Source organism: Syntrophobacter fumaroxidans MPOB, assembly GCF_000014965.1.
Taxonomy (GTDB): domain Bacteria; phylum Desulfobacterota; class Syntrophobacteria; order Syntrophobacterales; family Syntrophobacteraceae; genus Syntrophobacter; species Syntrophobacter fumaroxidans.
On sequence record NC_008554.1, the window covers coordinates 898,604 to 921,084 of the forward strand.

16 protein-coding genes are annotated in these 22,481 nt (G+C 60.1%); 8 read left to right on the top strand and 8 right to left on the bottom strand.

What is annotated here, in order from left to right:
- The first annotated feature begins 196 nt into the window (after positions 1-196).
- The 6 genes from SFUM_RS03825 (at position 197) to SFUM_RS03850 (ending at position 8,881) form a co-directional block, all read left to right on the top strand.
- Entirely contained in the window at positions 197-1,621 is a 1,425-nt protein-coding gene (locus tag SFUM_RS03825) for a hypothetical protein (protein WP_011697605.1), read from the top strand.
- Between the two features lie 171 nt (positions 1,622-1,792).
- Positions 1,793-3,004 carry a PAS domain-containing sensor histidine kinase gene (locus tag SFUM_RS03830; RefSeq protein WP_011697606.1) on the top strand — a complete coding sequence of 404 codons (1,212 nt, stop codon included), beginning with the start codon at positions 1,793-1,795 and terminating at the stop codon, positions 3,002-3,004.
- A 36-nt stretch (positions 3,005-3,040) separates the two neighbouring features.
- Entirely contained in the window at positions 3,041-4,291 is a 1,251-nt protein-coding gene (gene ilvA, locus SFUM_RS03835; protein WP_011697607.1) for a threonine ammonia-lyase, read from the top strand.
- 125 nt (positions 4,292-4,416) lie between these two features.
- Positions 4,417-4,833, top strand: coding sequence for a universal stress protein (locus SFUM_RS03840; RefSeq protein WP_011697608.1), 417 nt, complete (start codon positions 4,417-4,419; stop codon positions 4,831-4,833).
- An 86-nt stretch (positions 4,834-4,919) separates the two neighbouring features.
- Positions 4,920-6,107 carry a DNA polymerase IV gene (locus SFUM_RS03845; RefSeq protein ID WP_208597102.1) on the top strand — a complete coding sequence of 396 codons (1,188 nt, stop codon included), beginning with the start codon at positions 4,920-4,922 and terminating at the stop codon, positions 6,105-6,107.
- Between the two features lie 110 nt (positions 6,108-6,217).
- Positions 6,218-8,881, top strand: a complete 2,664-nt coding sequence (locus tag SFUM_RS03850) for a M1 family metallopeptidase (protein ID WP_011697610.1) — start codon at positions 6,218-6,220, stop codon at positions 8,879-8,881.
- A 100-nt stretch (positions 8,882-8,981) separates the two neighbouring features.
- Here the strand turns inward: SFUM_RS03850 and SFUM_RS22845 are convergent, their stop codons facing one another.
- The 8 genes from SFUM_RS22845 to SFUM_RS03895 form a co-directional block, all read right to left on the bottom strand.
- Positions 8,982-9,227 (bottom strand): hypothetical protein, encoded by a 246-nt coding sequence (locus SFUM_RS22845; protein WP_011697611.1) that lies wholly within the window; start codon positions 9,225-9,227, stop codon positions 8,982-8,984.
- Positions 9,214-10,740, bottom strand: coding sequence for a bifunctional metallophosphatase/5'-nucleotidase (locus SFUM_RS03860; RefSeq protein WP_011697612.1), 1,527 nt, complete (start codon positions 10,738-10,740; stop codon positions 9,214-9,216). The genes SFUM_RS22845 and SFUM_RS03860 overlap by 14 nt, the downstream gene beginning before the upstream one ends.
- Before the next feature lie 149 nt (positions 10,741-10,889).
- Complete coding sequence (locus SFUM_RS03865; protein ID WP_041439775.1) at positions 10,890-11,444, bottom strand: hypothetical protein; 555 nt, start codon at positions 11,442-11,444, stop codon at positions 10,890-10,892.
- 324 nt (positions 11,445-11,768) lie between these two features.
- Positions 11,769-12,104, bottom strand: coding sequence for a hypothetical protein (locus tag SFUM_RS03870; protein WP_011697614.1), 336 nt, complete (start codon positions 12,102-12,104; stop codon positions 11,769-11,771).
- 326 nt (positions 12,105-12,430) lie between these two features.
- Positions 12,431-14,083, bottom strand: coding sequence for a phosphoglucomutase (alpha-D-glucose-1,6-bisphosphate-dependent) (pgm, locus tag SFUM_RS03875; protein WP_011697615.1), 1,653 nt, complete (start codon positions 14,081-14,083; stop codon positions 12,431-12,433).
- A 713-nt stretch (positions 14,084-14,796) separates the two neighbouring features.
- Positions 14,797-16,749: an acetate--CoA ligase gene (gene acs, locus SFUM_RS03885; protein ID WP_011697616.1), complete on the bottom strand. Its 1,953-nt coding sequence runs from the start codon at positions 16,747-16,749 to the stop codon at positions 14,797-14,799.
- 359 nt (positions 16,750-17,108) lie between these two features.
- Entirely contained in the window at positions 17,109-19,013 is a 1,905-nt protein-coding gene (locus SFUM_RS03890; protein WP_011697617.1) for a bifunctional acetyl-CoA hydrolase/transferase family protein/GNAT family N-acetyltransferase, read from the bottom strand.
- 217 nt (positions 19,014-19,230) lie between these two features.
- On the bottom strand, positions 19,231-19,875 hold the full coding sequence (locus SFUM_RS03895) for a hypothetical protein (protein ID WP_041439784.1): 645 nt from the start codon (positions 19,873-19,875) through the stop codon (positions 19,231-19,233).
- A 162-nt stretch (positions 19,876-20,037) separates the two neighbouring features.
- Here SFUM_RS03895 and SFUM_RS03900 point away from each other — a divergent pair, with 162 nt between their 5' ends.
- Together SFUM_RS03900 and SFUM_RS21350 are read left to right on the top strand one after the other, a co-directional pair.
- Positions 20,038-20,544, top strand: a complete 507-nt coding sequence (locus tag SFUM_RS03900) for a lytic transglycosylase domain-containing protein (RefSeq protein ID WP_208597104.1) — start codon at positions 20,038-20,040, stop codon at positions 20,542-20,544.
- Between the two features lie 488 nt (positions 20,545-21,032).
- Entirely contained in the window at positions 21,033-22,313 is a 1,281-nt protein-coding gene (locus SFUM_RS21350) for a lytic transglycosylase domain-containing protein (RefSeq protein ID WP_049766280.1), read from the top strand.
- Positions 22,314-22,481: the final 168 nt, after the last annotated feature.

Sequence of the window (22,481 nt, forward strand, 5' to 3'; positions counted from 1 at the left end):
GGCGTGTGCTATTGTCTTGATTAAATTGCTTTTTCAGCTTAATATAACCAATTGTAGCAATCTGTTTCAAACATTTGCACAAAGGTGTTTCGATTTCCTCTGATTGTCGCGTTTTGGCCCGTAAAGTCAGGCGGCAACGATTCGGGGGCGGGGGCAACTGCGAGTCGGCGGGAGAACGCGGTTCAGGAGACGTAGGATGTCCTCCATCGAGAATCTGCTGGACAACACGCACCGGAGCATGATCAGAGCCCTGCTCACGTGCCTTGGCGACGCCACCAAGGTGACCATCTATAATATCGGCCCGATGCCGACCCTTCAGGCCGTTCGGAGGACTTCGGGGGAGCGCCTGGAGGGGAGCGATGAAATCGTGTGGGGCGTCCCTACCGCTTCAGACTACGCCTATCCGGGCAAAAGCTGGGAGGAATACAAGGACCGTCCCGACCACGTGCTCGAGGCGATGGGCTGGTGCGTGGAGAAACAGGAGAGCTGGACCGCGGAAAACCCCTTCGACGACGTGCGCAGCGTTCGCAAACAGCTGCGCGGCGAGCCGGAAGACTTCTACCACATGGAACCCGTGCTGGTCAAAAAGACGGACCTTTACGGCGCCGATACGGCGTGCCTTGAATATCCGCTGGATTTTCAGGGCAAACGCATCTGGCAGGACACCGAGTTCGTGGTTGCAGCGGTGATCAAGATTCATTTCAGGCCATTCACGATCCGGCGCGACGACCGTTCGACGAAGATCATCCGAGAGCTCTCCCGGAGCCTGGGAACGGAGCTGCTGTCCCTGTACCTCCACGAAGACCTGCTCACCGCTCAGAAGGATTTCGCCCGTCAACGGCTGGAAAGCTGCCAGGAACTGGCTCACGAGCTGCGCAACACCATGATCAAGTTCGGCTTCGTCTTCAGCGTCGTCAATGCACAGATCGGCATGATCCGGCAGGCGTGGGAAGAGGAGTTGCGCAAGGCGTTCCCTGACCTGGAATGGAAGCAGGCGCTGCTTGATCGTCTCAGCCGACTGATTCGCTCCAAGCTGCCCCTTCGGGATGCCGGAGGCGCGCTGACGCGGCAATGCGAAGCATTGCTGGCGGCCCAGGAGGAACTAGCCCTTCAAAGCCTGTTGCCCGCTCAGGAACAATCATGGCTGATGAACCGGATTTGGCCCAAATGGCGTAAACTCATGGAGGGTTCATCGGTTTGGGAGCGGGAACAAATGGAGATATCGGGGCTGCTCGAAAAATTGAAGCGCTCGCTGGCGCTGGGGCAGGACCCCGACCTGGCGGGGAGAATCGGTCACATCCCCCGGAGTCTTGTGGAGGAATGGGTTCGGCTCTCTTACGTCGACTTCACCGCGGATCGACTCCGCGTCCTGGACGATCTCCTGAGGTTCCTGGAGAATCCCGCACTGCCGGTGGCCCGGAGACTGCAGATCAGAAAGAGCCTCCAGTCCCTGAAAGTCCTGGTGGAGATCATTCCGGAGATGGAGGAGAAGGCGAACCGGATGATTCAGTCTCTACGGTACGGAAACAATGTCGAGAAAGGAATCGCGGGGGGGCGTTGCGAGATTCCCGCGTTCGATTCGTGTTCCGCTCTTCCTGAGGGTTCGGTCTTATCGGATTGAAGCACTTGGCGTGTTCCCCTCTGCGGGGTGTGGTCCGCGTGCGTGCATCGGGGGCGCACCGGGTGCCGCCCGAGTCTGCGGGGGCGGCGGGTTCGCGGATGTCTCTGGGTGGCGGATTTCGGTGCTTCCGCTCAATACCGGAATCGGTGAATATGGAAGGAGCGATGCGGCATGAAGGACTTGAACCATCGCAACGCGTCCGGGCAGACGGCGGATCGTGCCGGCGATGAAGCCCGGATGCGGGAAGTCCTGCAGGCGTTCGAACTGGAATACAGGCGTCCCTTCGATACTTCCCGCGACATGATGTTCAGTACCGGGCGGTCCGGGCAACTGTTGGACGTGAACCAGGCGGGCGTGCTGCTCTTCGGCTACGGAGGCAGGGAGGAGATGCTCGCTCTGCCTTCCGTTGCGCGCCTTTTTTCGGATCCGGAAGAAGGTGTCCTCATACAAAGGCAGATCGAAACGGACGGCTTCGTCAAGGCCCGGGAAGTCAACATGCGGCGCAAGGACGGCAGCCTGTTCCTGGGCAGCGTCACGGCATGCCTGCAGTTTGCCCAGGACGGGTCCATCATCTGTGAGGGGATTCTTCAGGATATCACCGAGAGGCGCAGGTGGGTCCGGGCCTTGGCCGAATCCTGCCGCCAGAACCAGGAGTTGATCGATTCCGAGGATCGGATCCGCAAGCTCAACGAGCACATTCTTCACATGCTGATGGTCGTTTCTCACGACATCCGCGGCCCCCTGGTTTCGATGGCCGCGACGCTCAAGCTCCTGGAGCGAGGTTCTTACGGGGGAATGGACCAGAGCGTGGCCAACACCATTCACGATCTCCTGACGAGGGTGGCGCAGTTGATCGGGATCGCCGAGGACTGCCTGGGAAAGGCTCACTCCGTGGACAACACGCTCAAGATCGAACGGGAGATGCTGGATCTCCGGCAGGCCATCATCGACCCGGTTCTCGACGAATTGTCCAACGAAATCCAGACGCAGGAAATCCTTATCGACAACCGCCTCGGCGCGATTCCCGCCGGATCCATTCTGGTGAACGTCAACAAGATGTGGCTCAAGACCGTTTTCCGCAATCTTTTCAAGAACGCCATAAAATACGGCGGGAGAGGGTGCCGGATCGCTTTCGGATTCGAAGACCACGGCGAGTTCTACAGGTTGAACGTTTACAACAGCGGAACTCCGATCCCCGAAGAACACCGTGGAAAACTGTTCACCAAATTCGGGAGGATCGAAAGCGCAAGACCTGCCGACGGGGTCGGTTTGGGGTTGTACCTGATCAAGGAGATCATTCGCAAGCATGGCGGCGACATCTGGTATGAAGCCAGGCCCGACGGTTCCGATTTCGTGCTCACCATCGCCAAGGAACCGCTCTGATCCGCGCCCGTGCATCGAAGGGGAGAGACGAAAAAAATGGAAACCACGAGCCGGAATGCGCCCATATTGCCGAGTGTGATCCGCAAGGCCGCGGAAGCCCTCAAGGGCAGGGTTCTGCGCACCCCGCTCGTCTATTCGTCCACCTTCAGTCGCTTGTGCGGAGCGAAGGTCTACCTCAAGCTCGAGAATCTGCAGGAAACGGGGTCCTTCAAGCTCCGGGGCGCCACCTGGAAGATAATGTCCAACCTGCACAGGATCGGCCCCGACGGGGTTGTGGCCGCGTCGGCCGGGAATCACGCCCAGGGAGTCGCGCTGGCCGCTTCCCGGGCAAAGCTGCCGTCGACGGTGATCATGCCGGAGTGGGCGTCCATTTCCAAGCAGGAGGCGACCCGCAATTACGGCGCTGAGGTGATCATCGAGGGACAGAGCCTGAGCGACGCCATTCGAAAAGCGGGACAATTGGTGGAACGGGGGAAAACCCTGATCCATCCTTTCGATGACCCCGACGTCATGGCGGGGCAGGGGACCATCGGGCTGGAGATTCTCGAAGAATTGCCGGAACCGGACCTGGTCGTCGTCCCGGTGGGCGGAGGCGGGTTGATCGGCGGCATCGCAGTCGCCTGCCGGTCCGTTCGACCGGAGACCCGGATCGTCGGGGTACAGGCGCAGGCGTGCCCATCCGCCTGCCGGTCCTTGGAGTCGGGGCGCGTTGTTTCCGTGGAAGCGCAGAAATCGCTGGCCGACGGCATCACGGTCAAGCAGGTGGGCGCGCTGCCTTTTGCCGTCATGAAGGAAATGGTGGACGAAATCGTGCTCGTGGAAGAAGACGCGATCGCCGCCGCCGTCCTGATGCTCCTCGAACGCAAGAAACTGCTGGCGGAAGGCGCGGGAGCCGTTCCGCTGGCGGCGCTGATGTCGTGCTCCTTCGAGGTTCCGAAGGGAGGCACGGTGGTGCTGGTCATCAGCGGCGGCAACATGGACAGTCCTCTGCTCGGGAGGGTGCTCCGCAAGGGATTGTTCCGAAACGGCAGAATCATGCGCGTTTCGGTTTGCCTCGACGACATCCCCGGTTCGCTCGCGGGTCTGCTGGGGGTTATCGCCAGGGCGAGAGCCAACGTCCTGCACATTTATCACAATCGGGGAGCCAGGGATCTTCCGGTCTCGATGAGCATGGTCGAGCTCGAATTGGAAACGCGAGGCCCGGAACACAGCGAGGAAATCGGCGTACAGCTAAGAGCGGGGGGATACCGAATCGAGTGGCAGCCCTTCGTCGAGAGCTGCCGCTGAGCCCGAGCCGGGGAGCGGCAAGGGCCCCTTCCTGCCCGGCGGCCGACGAGCTTCCCGGCGATGCACGGGCGCTCACCGGCCGCACGAGCCCGTACCCGAACAGGGTTGATCCTGGAGGTCTCAAGATGTTCAAGCGTATCCTCGTTCCGACGGACTTAACGGAAAGAACCCTCAAGGCGCTGAATATCGCGCTCAAGATCGCCGTGCACGACGGAGCTTCGATCACCCTCCTGCACGTCATAGAGACGATCGAAGACACCGAGGAGGATTTCAGCGGTTTTTACAGCAAGCTGGGAAAAGCGGCGGAAAAGAAGATGAACGAGATCATCGAGGATTTCCGTGTGAATGGGCCGGCGATCGCCAAGGAAATCATATACGGGAAACGAGTCAGGGAAATCATTCGATTTGCCGCCGAAAAGGAGATCGACCTGATCGTTTTGAGCTCGCACCGGGTGGACGTGGACAACGCCGTGCAGGGATGGGGCACCATCAGCTACAAGGTCGGCATCCTGTCCCAGTGCCCGGTGTTGCTGGTGAAATGAGCCAGCGGGAATTTTCGTCTTTTCGCGCGGAAGGGGTCGCGGCGGGACGCCGCCGCGCGAAAGAGGGGGAACGGCAGGATTGGAGCGTGAACGTGGCGCGCCGCATCATGCACGTGGACATGGATGCGTTCTATGCCTCGGTGGAACAGGCGGATCGACCCGAGTTTAAGGGAAAACCCGTGATTGTCGGGGGGGCGAGACGGGGAGTGGTGTCCGCGGCATCGTATGAAGCCCGCAGGTTCGGCGTCCATTCGGCCATGCCCGTGTTTCAGGCGAAGCGACTGTGCCCGGGGGGGATATTCCTGCCCGTGCGCATGGGCAGATACAAGGAAGTCTCAAAAGTGGTGATGGACATCCTCTGCGGTATTTCTCCCCTTGTGGAGCAGATTTCCATCGATGAGGCGTTCGTGGACATCACCGGCACCGAAGCGCTTCACGGTTCGCCCGAGTCGCTGGGCCGCCGGGTGAAGAGTCAAATCCGCGCGGCGACACGGGTGACCTGCTCCGTTGGAATCGCGCCGGGCAAGTTCGTTGCCAAAATCGCATCCGACATCCACAAGCCCGACGGGTTGACCATCGTGGAAGACGACCGGGTAGAGGCATTTCTTGCCCCGCTGCCCGTCGAAAGGATTCCGGGAATCGGGAAGAAGACTTCCGAAGCGTTGAGAAGTCTCGGCGTTCGCGCCATAGGGGATGTACTGAGGTTTCCCGCGTCGTTTTGGGTGAAGCGGCTGGGCGCCTGGGGGGTGAAGCTCCATGAAAGGGCGCGGGGGGTTGATCCCGCTCCCGTCATTGCTTACTCGCAGGCGAAATCGTGCAGCGCGGAAGACACGTTCCCCGAAGACGTCGACGATGTGGAAACCCTGGAGAAATGGCTGTTTGTGCAGTCGGAAGAGGTGGGCAAGGAACTGCGCCGGGAGTCGTTCCGGGGCAGGACCGTGACCCTCAAGGTGAAATTCGCGGATTTCAGCTCCATCACCAGGAGTCATACGCTGCGCGAAGCCACCGATTGCACCCAGTTGATTTTCGGCACTGCTTCGCGCCTGCTCCGGGCGCTCAAGCTCAATCGCAAGGTCAGGCTCGTGGGCGTGGGGGTGTCCAACCTCTCCGCGATGCCCGAGCAGAAGCCGGTGTTTTCGGACTCCATGCTCGTGCGGCAGAGGAAGCTGGATCGGGCAATGGATCGAATCCACGAACGCTTCGGCCACGGGGCGCTGAGGAGGGGAAGGGTCCTCGGGTTCGAGAGCCCGGCGGATGAGGAGGGAGACCCTTGAGGGCGGGAGCCCGGATTTTCCCGGTCTCGGGACGGCATGCGGACTCGACGTTCATGAGGGCGTTCGCGTTCGATCCGATTTGAAGGCAATCGCAACAGGAGGAACGTGAGTTGACGGACCGCAGGTTCAAGTACAGGCGCGAGGATTTTGGAGAGCTTCCGGTCGATCTTCACCATCTGACCATCTATCTGAATTTTACGGGCGACACGGTGGAAGCCCGCAACGTGCTGGACATGACCGCCAGAACCGAATGCTCGCAACTGGAGCTCGATGCGGCGGATCTCGAGATTCTCGAGGTCCAATGGTTGCCCGATTCGGAACGGGGCGCCGCCATTCCGCTGGGATATGAATACGAGAAGGATCGAAACAAGCTGCGGGTCCGCCTTCCCCGGCCCGTGAAACCCGGCGACAGGTTCCGGCTGAGGACCTTCACCCGGTGCCGCCCGTCCGATCACATCCTGGAAGGGATATACAAGGACACCACGCCGCCGGACGCCCCGCAGCAATACATTTCCCAATGCCAGCAATGGGGTTTTCAGCGCATCATGCCCATCTTCGACGACTGTCGCGCCAAGTGCACGATGACCACGACCCTCGAAGCCGATGCCCGGTACACGCACTTGATCAGCAACGGCAACATCGATCCGGCGACCAACCCCGAGGGCAGGCCGGTTCCGAAGCCGGGCGAACCCGGGCGGCAGATCATCACCTTCGACAATCCCATCCCCATGGCGCCGTACCTGTTCATCGCGTGCGCCGGCACCTGGGATACTCTGCCGGGTGAGGTCACGTATGATTCCGGACGGAAGGTGAGACTCGAATACCTGGTGCCTCCGGGAGCCGTCGAGGGGGCGCGAATCCCCCTCGAAATCCTCAAGGAAGCCGTCCTGTGGATACGAAAGACCCAGGGATACGAATATACCGCAGACACCTACCGCACCATCTGCATGAACAAATCCAATTTCGGAGGCATGGAAAACGTCGGGAACACGACGATCGTGACCGACGCCGCGCTGCTCAACGAGCACACCCTGGATATCGGGCTGCAGTACGCCCATGCGGTGATCGTGCACGAGTTCGAACACAACCAGTGCGGCAGCGAAACGACCATGGAGACTCCCTTTGACGTCTGGCTGAACGAGGCTTACACGGTGGATGTCGAACGGCAGTTCATGGCCGATCGGTTCAACCCGGATTACGCAAGGTTGCAGCAGATCGAGAGCATCCGGAATCCGCTGCTCGGCCCTCTGGCCATCGAAGACGGCGGGCACGCGGGGAGGATCGTCCGGGAAGGTTTCAACAATCCGGACGAATTGATCGACGGCGTGACCTATGTGAAGGCCGCGGAAGTCATCCGCATGCTTCGGCTGGTGATCGGAGCGGAGTGTTTCAAAGCGGGCAAGGAGCTTTATTTTTCGCGGTACCGCCACTCCAATGCGAACACCGACCAGTTCTTCGCCTGCTTCGAAGAAAAGTGCGGGAGATCGCTGGAACGGTTCAAGAAGGGATGGCTCTACACCCTCGGATATCCTAAAGTCACCGCGGACACGGAATACGATCCGGTGCGGCGGCAATACCGCATTCGATTCGAACAGCAGGCTCCTCCGGGGCTCGATCCCTTTCACCTGCCCATCCAACTGGCTCTGGTGGACCGCCAGGGCGGCGATGTCCCGGGGACCGCGCGTGTTTTCGAGCTCGAGGAAAGTACCGGCGAGTTGGTGCTCGACGGGATCGAAAAGGCGCCGGCCTTCGCGTCCATGAACCGGGACTATTCCTTCTACGGGACATTCCGTTGGCTGAACGCGTCTCCGGAAGTCCTGGCCATGCAGGTGCGGCTCGATCCGAACATCACCGCTCGAGTGGACGCCATGCGGCAGTTGACGGACCGGGAAAGGATCGACCTGCTGTTGAATGCGGATGCGTCGGTGTCTCCGAAATGGCTGGCGCTATTCGGGGAGGTGCTGGCCGACCGATCGTTGCCGCCGGCCGTGAAAGCGTTTTTTCTGCGCATCGACGAGCAGCCGGCCGATCGCGACTACTCAACCTGGTACCCGGAGCTCGTGTGCGCCCGGGAACGCATGATGCTGGCCGTGAACAAGATCTACCGGAAGACGCTGCTGCAGGAGTTCGATCGTCTCGACACGTATTCGGCCGAGAGAAGAAAGACCCCGCGGGATGGCATAGAGGAGCGGATGCTCAAGCACGTTCTGCTGGATCTCATCGTCTCGGACGACTCCGCCGACAGCCATCGATTGATCGTGGACCACTTCCGAGCCGCAACCACCGCAAACGACCGGGTGGCGGCACTCACGGCACTCAACCGGAGTTCCTCCCCCGAGCGCAGGCCGCTCCTTGAAGAAGTCTACCACTCCTGGCACACGCATCTGAGCGGATACGCCAATTATCTTCGAATCATATCCGGCGGTACCCGGCCCGACGTGTTCGACATGATCGAAACGGAGAAGCGGCGGCCTTCGTTTCAGATCACCCAGCCGACCTGGTGCAGGGCGTTGTTCGTCACCATGGCGGCAAACAACAAGATAATCTGGACGGACCACGGCATACGCCGGCTGGCCGATGCCGTCGTGGAAGTCGCGCCGGTCAATGCAACCACGGCAAGCCGGATGCTCAACACCTTCCAGCACGTCCACAAGCTCAAACAGGAACTGCGCGCCAAAGTCGTGCCCGCCCTGGAGCACATCGTCGGGAGCGTTTCGGAAAGGGTGAGCCCGACCGTCCATGGCCAGGCCGAAGCTTACCTGAGAGGCGCCTGATACTGCGGGACCCCATTATTCAGGCAGGCCGGCATGCGACTCGCAGTCCGCACCGCGGTGCAGGGATGTCGGGAGAATCAGCGGTGTTTCCGGTCGACGGTCAAGACCCGGAATCAGAGCATTGCGAGCCCACTCTCCTGAGGAAGATGCGCGCGCCGTCGCTCAAGGCGCCTTCGAGGCCGAGGCGGAAGCCGTGTTCGTCTACGGCGTAAAGCGCTCCTTTGAGTGCCGCTTCATAGAGGGACTGCCCGCAGGAAATCAGGGCGTGGCGGACCTGCATTCCCCGGTAGAGCGTCACCGGGCGTGTGTCGACGTATACGGTGATGCGTGCGTCAGCGGTTGACAAAGGTGGTCCTGTCCTGGACTGCGGGAGCGACCGGCGAATGTTTCTTCAGATACTCCACCAGAACATCCCGCAAATTGTCCCCGAAGGTGATGTTTTTCCCGTGCTTGAAGGTTTCGAACCGGTCTCCGCCGGCTGCCAGAAAGTCATTGGTGACGATCCTGTAGGTCTTCCGATCATCCAGCGGGCTCTCACCTACGGTAACCCGGACGGCGCGCGAACCCGCCGGTCGCGACGGATCGTAGACGACCCGAAGGCCGGAAACCTGGAGCACGTCTTTTCTCCAACCGGCGCTGAATTCGAGGATTTCCCTGATCTGGCGACCTGTCAGGTCCATGACGGTCAGGGCGTTGTCAAAGGGAAGGACGGCGTAGATCTGTTCCACGCGGATGTCCCCTTTCGGTATGTTGGCCCTGATCCCACCGCTGTTGTGGAAGGCGACGGCAACCCCCGTCGACTCCCGCATCGCGTCCGCAATGAGGTCTCCCACGTTGGACTCCTTGTCGGGCGATCGTTCGAGGTCCGTCAAAGTCCGTCCGACCACCACGGAGAATTCCTTGCCGATGAGTTCACCGTATTGGTTGACCATACCGGCGACGGTACGGTCGTAGGGATCGTCAGGCCCGGCACTGACCAGCCTGAGCTCGTCATCACCGGCGGCATGAAGGACCCTTCCCGTTGTCGGGTCGATTTTCAGATGGAGTACGCCCAGGTACATTCCATAGGAGCCGGCCTGTACGATGATCGTATTGCGGACCTTCACCGGGACGGTGACGGCGGTGTGACTGTGTCCTCCCACGATCACGTCGATTCCGCGAACGCAACCGGCGAGTCTCTTGTCCGCGTCGAGGCCCTGGTGGGACAGCACGATCACCAGCTTTGCGCCCTGGCGCCTGACCTTTCTGATGAGCCCGGGAAGGACCTTTTCCGGTTTGCGGAAGACCAGGCCGGCGACATTGGTCGGGTTGGTGCTGTATGGAGTTTCGACGGTGGTGATGCCGATGACCGCGACTTTCACGCCGCTCTTGTCCAGCAGTATGTAAGGCCGAGTGCCCCGGAGCGGGGTGCCGTCGGTGTCGGTGACGTTGGCCGCGAGAAAAGGGAACGCGGCCGATGCGATGAGGGTGTTCAGGGTATCCCGTCCCCAGTCGAATTCATGGTTGCCGACGGTCATGGCTTCGAATCCGACGGCGTTCATGAACTCTATGACCGGGCGTCCTTTGAATACGTTGGAGATTGCCATCCCCTGGAACATATCTCCGGCTGAAAGCAAGAAGGTGCTCTGCGGGCCGGCGGTGTCCCGCTCCCGACGGATCATCTCCGCCAGGTAGGCGGCTCCGCCGATGGCCGTCGCCGAGTCGAGGCTCTTTTCCAGAAAGGGCATGAGGCGTCCGTGAAAATCGTTGACGTGCAGGACGGTCAGTTCCCGGACCGGGGGACCGCCCGAGGCGGCGGCAAAGGGAGCCAAGACAAGAATGAGAAGGACACATAAAACGGAGGCGATGTGCTTCTTCATGCGGAGAACTCCCTTCGCACGTCCGGGGGAAAAAACCTGCCGGGGAGGAACCGGAAAATCGAGGTTCCCCACCCGGCATCATGATGGAGCCGGGACTCCGACATTAAACCGAGTCACCGCCCATCTTAACAGAACAAAGGCGGGTTTTTCTAGTGGGCGTTGGAAAGCACCTTGCCGTCTTTCGATTCGACCGCGCCCCCCTTACCTTCCCGAGGAGCTTCCGTAGCCTTCTGCGGAAACGTTTTGGACCTCGGGTAGAATTCGGCCGACAGGATGCTGGTTTCGACACTGATGGTCCTGCCCGCCCCCCACATGGAACTTCCGTTCAGGTAAAAGGTGATGGTCTGGCCCTCATTTATTGTGAAGGCTCTCCGAACGGTGTAGGTCTGGACCGGTTCACTGCCGGGCGTGATCCCGAAAACCCACGGACCCTCAACGCCGGCGGACTTTGCAATGCTCAGGTAGAGGTCGGCTTCGTAATCACCGGAGTCGAAACCGGCCTGCCCGCTCGCGGTAACCACAACGTATCCGTTGGACGGGGCCGTGAAAGACACCGAACCGCAGTTCTTCCACGCGCGATTGTGGGACTGAACGGAGGAGATGATTGACTGCTTCAAGGCCATCTGGCTTCCCGCGTCCGCGGGTACCGCGGCGGCGAACAAAAAGGCTGCCAGAACAGCGATTGCGACTGCTGCATGACGCATGATGATTCTCCTTTCATGGTTCTTCGGGGACATTACAATACAAGGCAACGGACTGAACGGAGGCGATGCCTCCCTCCATACACTCGGACGATCGCTTGGGTTTCCTCCTTTACTGCATCGACGGTTGAGCACTGATTCGGAAGCCGGAACGCGCGCGGATCTTCGACTGGTCGGCGACAAAGCGACCATGGCGTGCATTCCCATACCGAACAAACCCCATCCCGGGATTATCATCTCCCAAAGCCCGCCCTGCACGGGCTCCGCTTCGCGTCCGAGACTTCGTCGTCGGTCCGGCAATCGATTTTTTCGGGCGAGCCGGTCGCTTCACTTGAGCGGCTTGCCGCAACGGGGACATTCTTCGGGATCGAAAACGATCCCCAGGTAGTATCGATCGTGCCCCTTGATAAGCTCACTGCACGAAGGGCATCGATACTGATTGTAGCCGATCACCGCGAACACCAGGGCCGCCGCGAGCTGAGAAGCGGCAAGGGCACGCCCGAACCCGCCTCCGACAGTGAAAAAACCGTGTGCATGATCCGAGATCTCGAGCAACCCCAGGGCCACGATGACAAGCGCCGTCGAGGAGGCGAAATACCGGAGTACACGCCGCCGCCGCCGTTGGAACTCCTTGACGAAAAAATCCTCTCCCGCGCGATCCATTGACCGTTTCTCCCTCGGTTCAGGGGTTTGCCGCGTTCGATAGATAGGACGTTGTTCCATGCTCGAAAGTCTACACCCTTTCACATCGACGATCACGGAAAATCAGTCTGCAATGAGGATCCAAAACTTCGAGGACTGTTATTCATGGCGGAATCGCCGGCGCCGGGCGGCAGTCCTGAGAGGGAAGGCGTTTTGCCGAAGACTGCGCGGAGGTGCCGCCCATGACACAAGGGCAGGGCTGGGTCGAACCGTCCGGAGGCGCCTCGAGACAACAAAAAGCGGGGGCAGACGATCATCTCTGATGGCTCCGGCACGAGCTCCGGTTGTCACAGTCCTGCGGCTTGAAACGCGTCGAGCACGATCCGGCGGGCTTCCTCCTGGATTTTGAGCAGGTGTTCCCGGCCCTTGAAGCTTTCCGTGTAGACCTTATAGACATCCTCTGTGCCCGACGGCCGGGCCGCGAACCAGCCGTTTTCCGCGATCACCTTGATGCCCCCGATGGGCGCCCCGTTCCCCGGCGCATTGGTCAGCTTCGCCAGGATCGGTTCGCCGGCCAGAACGGACGCGGCGATGTGCTCGGGGGAGAGGCGCGAGAGAGCGGTCTTCTGCTCGGCGTTTGCCGCGGCGTCGATGCGTTCGTAAATAGGTTCGCCGAACCGCCGGGTGAGGTCCGTGTAAATCTCGCCGGGGTCCCTGCCCGTTTTCGCGACAATCTCCGCGGCGAGAAGATTCAAAATGATGCCGTCCTTGTCCGTGGTCCACACGCGACCCGTTTTCCTGAGGAAGGACGCCCCCGCGCTCTCCTCTCCAGCAAAAGCGAACGAACCTTCGATGAGTCCGTCCACGAACCATTTGAATCCCACGGGGACTTCGAGAAGGCGCTTGCCCAGATGAGCCGCCACCCGGTCGATCATGCCGCTGCTGACAAGGGTCTTGCCGACGGCTGCGCCGGGGTTCCAATCGGGCCGATTCTGAAACAGGTACCAGATGGCCACCGAAAGATAGTGGTTGGGGTTCATCAGCCCCGCCCCGCGCGTGACAATGCCGTGACGGTCGGCGTCCGGATCGTTGCCGAAGGCCACGTCGTAGCTTTCCTTGAGGTGGATGAGGCCTGCCATCGCATACGGCGAGGAACAATCCATCCTGATCTTGCCGTCGCGGTCCACGGTCATGAACCCGAAAGCGGGATCGAGGACCGGGTTTACGATTTCGAGGCTCAAGCCGTAGCGATCCACCACGGATTTCCAGACCGGCAGGGAAGAGCCGCCCATGGGGTCCACGGCCATGCGGACGCCCCCGGCTCGGATCGCCTCCAAATCGAGCACGCTGCGCAGATCGTCCACGTAACGCCCGACATAATCCCAGCGGCGGGTCGAAGTCTTCTTGAGCGCCCTTTCATAGGGAATGCGAATCGCGCCGGTATTCCCGCCCTTGAGGATTTCGTTCGCCCGGTCTTCAACCCATCGGGTGACGTCGGTGCCGGCGGGTCCGCCCGACGGAGGGTTATATTTAAAACCGCCGTCCTCCGGGGGATTGTGGGATGGGGTGATCACGATTCCGTCGGCGCGGCCGGAGTCGCGCTCTCGATTGAAGGTAAGAATGGCGTGCGAAACAACCGGGGTCGGCGTGACGCCGAGATCTTCCTGGATGAACACATCGACGCCGTTGCCCGCCAGAACCTCGAGAGCGGTGGTGAAGCTCGGCTCCGAAAGAGCGTGGGTGTCCTTGACAAGAAAGAGGGGTCCAGTGATGTCGTTGGCTTCCCGGTAGTCGCAAATGGCCTGTGTCACGGCAACGATATGATCTTCGTTGAAGGTTCTCCTCAACGACGAACCGCGATGACCGGAGGTTCCGAAAGCGATTCGCTCGGCGGGATCGTGAACGTTCGGCCTCAGTGTATAATAAGCCGTAACGAGCTTGGGAAGGTCTGTCAGCATGGACCCGGGAGCTTTTTTCCCGGCCAGTTCGTGCACCTCCATCGTTACCCCCTCCATCTTTGTATGCCGTCGAACCGGTGCGTACCGTTGTGTGTTGTGGCGTGGAATTCCTGGAAGCCACTGCTTATACCTATATTCATCCAAATATCATTGTCAATCACCGCCACGACGTTGCGCCCGGCCGGCGGGACTGTCGGGAACCCGGCGGACCGTGCGGATCCGTAGGGTGGGCACGGTTCCTCCGTGCCCACGATCAGGCCGGGCCTCGTGCCCCCGCACTCGTCATGATCGCTGCGAAAGCGTCCGGCCACCAGCCTCTTCAATGGGGCGCTCCACATGTCGGCTCCAGGTCGTTCACGGCGCGAAGCGCTGGGGCAAGGGTGCCGTGACCGTGGACTGCGCTGCGGCGCATCTCACCCTACTCGACTCACGAGTTGACAAGGAACACAGTTGCTACGGACCGATGTACCGGTCAGACGCTCGCGCGGGTTTGTCCTCCAGCCCGCGCAATGCACTCATTTTGAACGCAATTATCCATGCCCCCTGCGACACCCGCGAAGCATGAAAACAGACTCACCCGGGAATCTATTTTCTGCGCAGATTGTACAAGGCCCGGGGGGGAGACCCAGGCGCGCGGCGGGCGTTTTCTTCCGGATGCCCACCGCAGGCAACCGAGAGGGTCGCCACCGGACGGAAAATGAAACGGGGGAGGCCTGAGCCTCCCCCTTCGCAGGAGCCGGAACCGCGGTCGAACGCTACGCCTTGCCGGACGAGGCGACCGCCTGGCGATTCTTGATGAGGTCTTCCACCACCGCCGGTTCGGCGAGGGTCGTCGTATCGCCGAGGTTGTCGATTTCATTGGCGGCGATCTTACGCAGGATGCGGCGCATGATTTTGCCGGACCGGGTCTTGGGAAGGCCCGGCGCCCACTGGATGTAATCGGGCGTGGCGATGGGCCCGATCTCCTTGCGAACCCACTTGACGAGTTCCTGGCGGAGCTCATCGGAATGTTCCCAGTTCGCCTTCAGCGTCACGTAGGCGTAGATCCCCTGGCCCTTGATGTCGTGCGGGAAGCCGACCACCGCCGATTCCGCCACGGCGGGATGGGCAACGAGGGCGCTTTCGACTTCGGCCGTTCCGAGGCGGTGCCCCGACACGTTGATGACGTCGTCCACGCGTCCCGTGATCCAGTAGTAGCCGTCCTCGTCGCGACGTGCCCCGTCCCCGGTGAAGTAGAGTCCGGGGTAATTGGAGAAGTAGGTCTGTTTGAAGCGTTCGTGATCGCCGTACACGGTCCTGAGCATTCCCGGCCACGATTCCTTGATGATCAGATAGCCCGACCCCGGACCATCGAGCATCTTGCCTTCGGGATCGATGATGGCGGGCTGGACTCCGAAAAAGGGCCTGGTGGCCGAGCCAGGTTTGAGCGCGGTGGCGCCGGGCAGGGGAGTGATGAGGATGCCGCCCGTTTCCGTCTGCCACCATGTATCGACGATGGGGCACCGCTGCTCGCCCACGTTGTTGTAATACCAGAGCCAGGCTTCGGGGTTGATCGGCTCCCCGACGGTCCCGAGCAGTTTCAGCGACTTGCGGGACGTCGCCCTCACGGGGGCTTCGCCTTGGCGCATCAGCGCTCGAATCGCCGTTGGAGCGGTGTAGAAGATGTTGATCTTGTGCTTGTCGACCACGTTCCAGAACCGGGACCAGTCCGGATAGTTCGGGATGCCTTCGAACATGACCGTCGTGGCGCCGTTGGCCAGCGGCCCGTAAATGATGTAGCTGTGGCCCGTGACCCAGCCGATATCGGCCGTACACCAGTAGATGTCCCCGTCGTGATAGTCGAAGACATATTGGTGCGACAGAGCCGTATATACCAGGTAGCCGCCCGTGGTGTGCAGAACACCCTTGGGCTTGCCGGTGGAACCGGAAGTGTAGAGAATGAAGAGGGGGTCCTCGGCGTCCATGACTTCCGGCGGACAGTCGGGGGACGCAGCCTTGATCGCCTCGGTCCAGTCGACGTCTCGCCCAGGCACCACCGGAACCTTCCCGCCGGTGTGTTTGACGACGATGACTTTCTGGACATCCGGACACTTCTTGAGGGCTTCCTCGGTGTTTTCCTTCAATGGAATCGGCTTGCCGCCGCGCAGTCCTTCATCGGCCGTGATCACCACTTTGCCGCCGCAGTCCAGGATACGCCCGGCCAGAGATTCCGGAGAGAAACCGGCAAATACGATGGAATGGACTACGCCTATGCGGGCGCAGGCCAGCATCGCCACCGCAAGCTCGGGGATCATGGGAAGATAGATGGTCGCCCGGTCGCCTTTTTTCAAGCCCTGTGCCTTCAGCACATTCGCAAAACGGCAGACCTGGTCGTGGAGCTCGCGATAGGTGATGTACTTGCTCACCTTCGGGTCGTCACCTTCCCAGATGATGGCCACCTGATCGCCCCGCTTGGCGAGGTTCCGGTCAAGGCAGTTGTAGGCTACGTTGAGCTTGCCGTTCTCGAACCACTTGAACCGGACGTCTCCTTCGAAGGAACCGCTCTTTACCTTCGTCCACGGCTGAAACCAGTCGATGCGCTTCGCGTGTTCCCCCCAGAATCCCTCTGGATCCTTGACCGACTGCTCATACATCTTCAAATACGTCTCATTGTCGCAGAATGCCGACTTGGCCCACGACTCGGGAACGGGAAAAATGTTGCCTGCCATCAGAGTCCCTCCTTATGGCTTACAATGGTTATTGCCATAACACCCGGCCGGGGACGGCTTCCGAACACCGTTCGCAGGCACGAGTGGAAAACACGCCCAACGAAGAGGAGATATTACGCTTAGGCTTCAACAGCTCAACGAGTTCAAAAAATGGAGAGTAAGTGAGAAGAAGATTCTGAACCGCAGGGGATAACTGGAATCTGACATTTCGATTATAAATTAGCAAGTGGAAAATAGGGTGTCAACACTAAACTGTGCGATCATCCCAATCCGACGATCTATTTATAAATGCACAACACTCCCTGCGGCGCTGGTTACGAATGGTGCGAAGTCGTCGCCGCAGTGCCCGGGATCCCGTTTCACCGCGTTTCAGCGGAGTTGGCGGGGACCTTCGGATTGTCGAACCTGCAGTTCATCACGATCATGTCTTCTTCGTAAGCGGTTGTCACATTGTAGGGCAGGCTTCGGAACAAGCCTATCATGGAGCGGTTGTTGACCGAAGTGTACGCCGTGAAGCCGCCGATGCCGCTTCCGCGAGCCGCTTCGATCAACTTCCTCATGATGAGCCGGGAGAGTCCTTTGCGTTGCCAGTCCTTGGATACGGAGAACGCCACCTCGGCCATATTCTGTTTGGGATCGAGCACGTACCCGCCGACGGCAATGATCCTGCCGAAGCCGAATTCGCCCGTCACCGCCACGATCGTCATTTCCCGGACGTAATCGATCTGGTACATGGTCGCGACGTCGTCTCGGACGAACGTCGTCTTCTTGTGGAAAAACCTTGATATGACGTCCGTCTTGTCCAGGTTGTAAAAATGTTCCTGCAGCCGGCGCTCGTCCACCGGTTTGATCGGCCTGATGGTGACCTCGATTCCGTCAACTTTGGTGATTTCTTCCAGTTTCAGGGGATAGACGGCGTGGATGGATTCCTTGAGGGTGCGTTCGGTGCCGATCAGGCCGGCCTTCTGCGCGTTGAAGAACAATTCGTCTCGGAAGTCCGGATGAGCCAGGCTGATCATGGCCACGGCCCGCTCCTGGAGGCTCTTGCCGAAGAGATTCACGGCGCCGAATTCGCTCACGACGTAGTACACGTCGCTTCGGGGAACAACCACCGCCATGTCGCTGAGCATCGGCACGATGCGGCTGAGCTTCCCGTCCCTTGACGTGGAAGGAAGCATCAGCACCGATTTGCCGTTGGGCGATTGCGTGGCCCCCCTGAGGAAGTCCAGCATTCCGGTGACTCCCGTAAAATAGTTGAACGGTCGGGCATCCACCGCGACCTGACCGGTCAGGTCCATGATGGTGGCCACATTGAGGGAAACCATCCCGTTATGCCCGGCGATGACGACGGGGTTGTTCACGTAATCGGAGGGATGAAATTCGATGCCGGGGTTGTCGTGCAGGAATTCATAGAGGTCCTTCGTTCCGATGGCGAAACTGGCCACCAGTTTCCCGTCGTTCACGCCTTTGCTGCGATTCGTGATGACCCCTTTGGAGACCAGTTCCATGAAGCCGTCGGTGACGACCTGAGTGTGAACCCCGAGGTCGTTCTTGTCGGAAAGCGCATGGAGCACGGCCTGAGGGGTCGACCCGACTCCTATCTGGATGGTCGAGCCGTCGGGGACGAGCTTCGACACGTATTCGGCAATGGTCCAGGAGGCCTGCAGAGGCTCGAAAGCGGCCGTCGTCAGCAAATCCTCCTCGTGTTCGACGATGACGTCGACGTCATTGACGTGCAGGAAGCTCTGTCCGAGCACGCGGGGCATCCGCGAATTCACCTGGGCGATCACCAGGTCGGCCGACAGCGCGGCGGAAAGGGTGATGTCCACGGATATGCCGAGACTCATCCACCCGAAATCATCGGGGGGCGAAACCTGGATCATGGCCACGTGAACCGGAATCTGCCTGCTCTCGAACAGGTGCGGAATCGCCGACAGGTTGATGGGTGTGAAAAATCGGCGATTCCTGACCATGCTCTCGGGAATCGTGGACCCCGAATAGAAAGACCTGATGGTGAAGGACTGAGAGGAAGATTCGCCGGCGATCAGGGTAAGCGGTGAAGTCTCCAGGCTCAACAACCGCACGATCTCAATATCCGTGAAGTTCCTGTACTGCCGGGCCAATTCCCTGACGAGGTGCTGCGGTTCGCCGCACGAAGTCCCGATAAATACCCGCTGACCGGGCTGGATCATTTGGATCGCTTCGGTCGTGGTGCGCGATTTTGAAAGATAGTCGTCGGGCCAGTAGGTCTTCAGCATATCCATTCACTCCTCGGGTTGGAGGAACGTGAGCAGTGCGGCTCCGGCGAAAACACCGGGGATTGCAGCAGCGGCATGGGACAGGAATGGTTTCATGCTGCTGCGGTCCGGTTCTGGATCATCGGTGAACGCCTGACGGGGCGAACGACTCACCCGTTCGATCAGCTCAACAGTTGCACGGCAAGGGTCCGGGGTCAAGGATTTCATGACGGGTCCGGACTGCTCAGCCGCCTGAGACAACCCTGAGCATGACGTATTGGTCCTGCAAACAGCGACATCCGCAAGGAAAATCCGGAGTCACGGGGACGCCGTTCGCATGGATGCGATTGAAACATTTTGGCGAGTCCACCGGCGGCGAGTCGAAAAAGGACCTGATGCTTTCCGAATCGAACATCAGGCCGCGCTCGAACAAGGCGGGTCCGAGATCGCGTGCAATCAGGTTGAAAAGCTTGACGAAGAGAATCCCGGTGAAACCCTTCATGCGGGTGGCGTTTTGCCGCGAAGTGATCGAGGGGCGAAAGGCACCATATGGCGTGTTCCTGCGCAGGACCGCACCGGCGAGGCCGGGCATTGCCGCGGAAAGCGCGAGCACCGCGCGGTCGGCGGGGACCTCCGAATCGAGATCGTCCACCACCTTGCCGTCCAGGAAGACCGTCTGAATTCGGTTTTCAATATATTCCGGGGGGAGGTGCAGGACTTCGCTCAAAAACATTTTTACGGTATAATCGCCGCGGTTCTCCAGGACGAAGCCCTGCTGGAGAAGCGGATAAAACGCGGGCATCCGTTCTCGGCTCACATCCACACAGAGGACGCAGACCGGTCGTCCCAGAAACGTCAGGTCTTCGATTTTTCGGGAAGAGTCGTTCATCGTTTGTCCGCTCGTCGGCATGCAGCTGCAATTTCAGTGTATAGGGAGGAAACCAACATTTCAAGTCTCTGCCTCGGCTGTCCGGAAATTAGGAAAAGACGGGAAGATAAAACCACGGCGAAGCGTTTCGCCCCGGGGTCCGGCCTGCCCGCGGTGCGGCGAGTGTGGCTGGTTACGATCACCCTGTGCGGTTTGCTGGGTCTGATCTATTTTCCATACGATGCCGATATGCTCGATCCTCTGATCGGGTCACTCCGCGACGGCGAATCCCATTATGACATCCATATTCGTAACGTCAGCGTGCGCTATGCGGTCGATCACCGGCTGATCAAAGCGGTCATCAAAACCGAATCGAATTTCGATTGCCGAGCCGTATCCCCACGGGGGGCCGTCGGGCTCATGCAACTGATGCCTTCCACCGCCCTGGAGATGGGAGTTCGGCATCCTTTCAATCCCGAGGAGAACATCCACGGCGGGACCCGCTATTTGAAGTCGCTGCTGACCAGGTTCAAGAACAATATGCCGCTGGCGCTGGCCGCCTACAATGCCGGACCCGAAGCGGTGAAGCGCTGCCGGGGGGTGCCGCCGTACAGGGAAACACGGCTCTACCTCATGAAGGTGATGAAACACTATGCCGAATACAAGAAGAACGCCGTGGCGGGAAAGTAGGTCGAGACGGCGGCGGGACATGGGAGCTTTCGATGTGAGGTGGAGCACCGTGTGGCAAAGTCCGGATCAAGATGCCGTGGCGGGAAACCGGCTGCTCTCCGAATGAGTTGTTGCCTGGGTTTCTTCTCCTCCCGCAGACGACTGCCGTGCCCGGCCCACGAGCCGCCTTTGCGGGATGCGGGCGCCGCGTCGCGCAAGGGGCGGATCACGCGTGGTGAATGCCGCGACTGGAAATGACGCTTGCCGAGACGCGGATTTTCGGCGATGTTTTCTCGAATTGTCCCGACGCTTGGCCTGAGCTCCCTGGCCGGGACTGCAATGACGCGGGCCTTTCCCGGGGCCGTCAAAGGGCCTTGGACGGAGGGACAGGCGATGTGTGATAGGAGGGTTGTCATCGTGGCTTCCGCGCACGCGGGAATGCGGTCAAAGGCCGCGGGGCCCGGCTTGCGCTTGTAGGACGGGCGCACTTTCTCACGGAAGGGGATTTTATGATCAGCGAGAGGAGTTGCTGGATTGCCGTCGTCATGCTGCTGCTGGTCCCCTGGATCGGGCATTTCACCAGGGGGCACGGGGAATACGTTTCGGGAGGCGCCGCACAGGAAAACGGTTTGACCTTCAGGAGGCAGGCCATCGACGTGAAAGAACACGCGGAACCCGCCCCGGCGCCCGCGGCGGTTGCTCCCCCCGCTCCGACCGCTCCCGTTCCCGCGGTCGTTCCGGCGGCTGCGGCTCCTTACGTCGTTCCCTATTTTGCTCCGCCCTCATATGCCGAGTTCTGCGGCGAGCCGGTTCCCCTGGACAACCAGGAGGTTCGCGAGCGGTTTGACAGGGAGTTCACCATCGTGGTGTATGCCCATTCGCAGGTTTATCTCTGGCTCAAACGGATGGAAAGGTATTTCCCCTGGGTGGAGCACCAACTGGCGATGCACAAACTGCCCGACGACCTCAAATACCTGGCCGTGGCCGAAAGCGACCTGAATACTACCGCGGTGTCTTCCGCGGGTGCCGTCGGCCCATGGCAGTTCATCTCGAGCACGGGCCTCAGATACGGTTTGAATCAATCGACCGGGCTGGACCAGCGATGTGATTTCGAACTGGCGACGTCAGGCGCGTTCCGATATCTCTCGGACCTTCACAGACTTTTTGACAACTGGACGCTGGCCGCCGCCGGCTATAATTGCGGAGAAAAAAGAGTCCAGGACGAAATGGCGAGGCAGAAAGTCGGCAGTTACTATCAGTTGAAGCTGCCTTTGGAGACCGAACGATACGTGTTTCGGATTCTGGCCATAAAGGAAGTTCTGAGCCGGCCGGAAAAGTACGGATACGTTTTGCCCAAAGGCGGAGGATATCCTCCTTTCCGTGTGGATCATGTGAGCGTGAACACCACGTGCCCGGTTCCGGTCCAGGCGCTGGCGGAGAGCGCGGGGACGACTTACAGGCAGATCAAAAGGCTCAACCCCGCCTTCACATCGGATACCATCCCTTCGGGGACCCACAGGATAAAGGTGCCCGAAGGAAAGGGACCCGACGTCGAGGCTCGAATTCAAGCCCTGAGAGCGAATCGGTTGCCGGCGGTCGCGCCTTCGCCTCCCGCGAGCGTCTCTCACAAGGATGTTTCGCGCAGGATCGTCTCGCATAAGGTGGCAAGGGGGGAGACTCTGAGCGGGATAGCCGAACGCTATGAGGTGAGCTCCGCGGATCTGCGGCGGTGGAACGGGATCAAGGGCGACCGAGTGAAAGTGGGGCAGGTGCTCAAGATCAACAGGTAGCATCGATGCAGTGGGCGCCCGGGTCGCTTTCGACATTGGGGGGGCGGATGACGGTTTCCTCGAATCCTGAATGGATGCGCGATGATAGCAGGTTATGCTTGACAAGGGTGATCGACCGAATTACGATACTCTGCTGATAAGGCATTAAAAATTCAAGATTTTTGGAGG

Excerpts from the sequence above, each read along its gene's own strand:
- SFUM_RS03825 (WP_011697605.1), top strand. The coding sequence starts at position 197 with ATGTCCTCCATCGAGAATCTGCTGGACAACACGCACCGGAGCATGATC.
- SFUM_RS03830 (WP_011697606.1), top strand. The coding sequence starts at position 1,793 with ATGAAGGACTTGAACCATCGCAACGCGTCCGGGCAGACGGCGGATCGT.
- ilvA (WP_011697607.1), top strand. The coding sequence starts at position 3,041 with ATGGAAACCACGAGCCGGAATGCGCCCATATTGCCGAGTGTGATCCGC.
- SFUM_RS03840 (WP_011697608.1), top strand. The coding sequence starts at position 4,417 with ATGTTCAAGCGTATCCTCGTTCCGACGGACTTAACGGAAAGAACCCTC.
- SFUM_RS03860 (WP_011697612.1), bottom strand. The coding sequence starts at position 10,740 with ATGAAGAAGCACATCGCCTCCGTTTTATGTGTCCTTCTCATTCTTGTC.
- SFUM_RS03865 (WP_041439775.1), bottom strand. The coding sequence starts at position 11,444 with ATGCGTCATGCAGCAGTCGCAATCGCTGTTCTGGCAGCCTTTTTGTTC.
- SFUM_RS03870 (WP_011697614.1), bottom strand. The coding sequence starts at position 12,104 with ATGGATCGCGCGGGAGAGGATTTTTTCGTCAAGGAGTTCCAACGGCGG.
- pgm (WP_011697615.1), bottom strand. The coding sequence starts at position 14,083 with ATGGAGGTGCACGAACTGGCCGGGAAAAAAGCTCCCGGGTCCATGCTG.
- acs (WP_011697616.1), bottom strand. The coding sequence starts at position 16,749 with ATGGCAGGCAACATTTTTCCCGTTCCCGAGTCGTGGGCCAAGTCGGCA.
- SFUM_RS03890 (WP_011697617.1), bottom strand. The coding sequence starts at position 19,013 with ATGGATATGCTGAAGACCTACTGGCCCGACGACTATCTTTCAAAATCG.
- SFUM_RS03895 (WP_041439784.1), bottom strand. The coding sequence starts at position 19,875 with ATGAACGACTCTTCCCGAAAAATCGAAGACCTGACGTTTCTGGGACGA.
- SFUM_RS21350 (WP_049766280.1), top strand. The coding sequence starts at position 21,033 with ATGATCAGCGAGAGGAGTTGCTGGATTGCCGTCGTCATGCTGCTGCTG.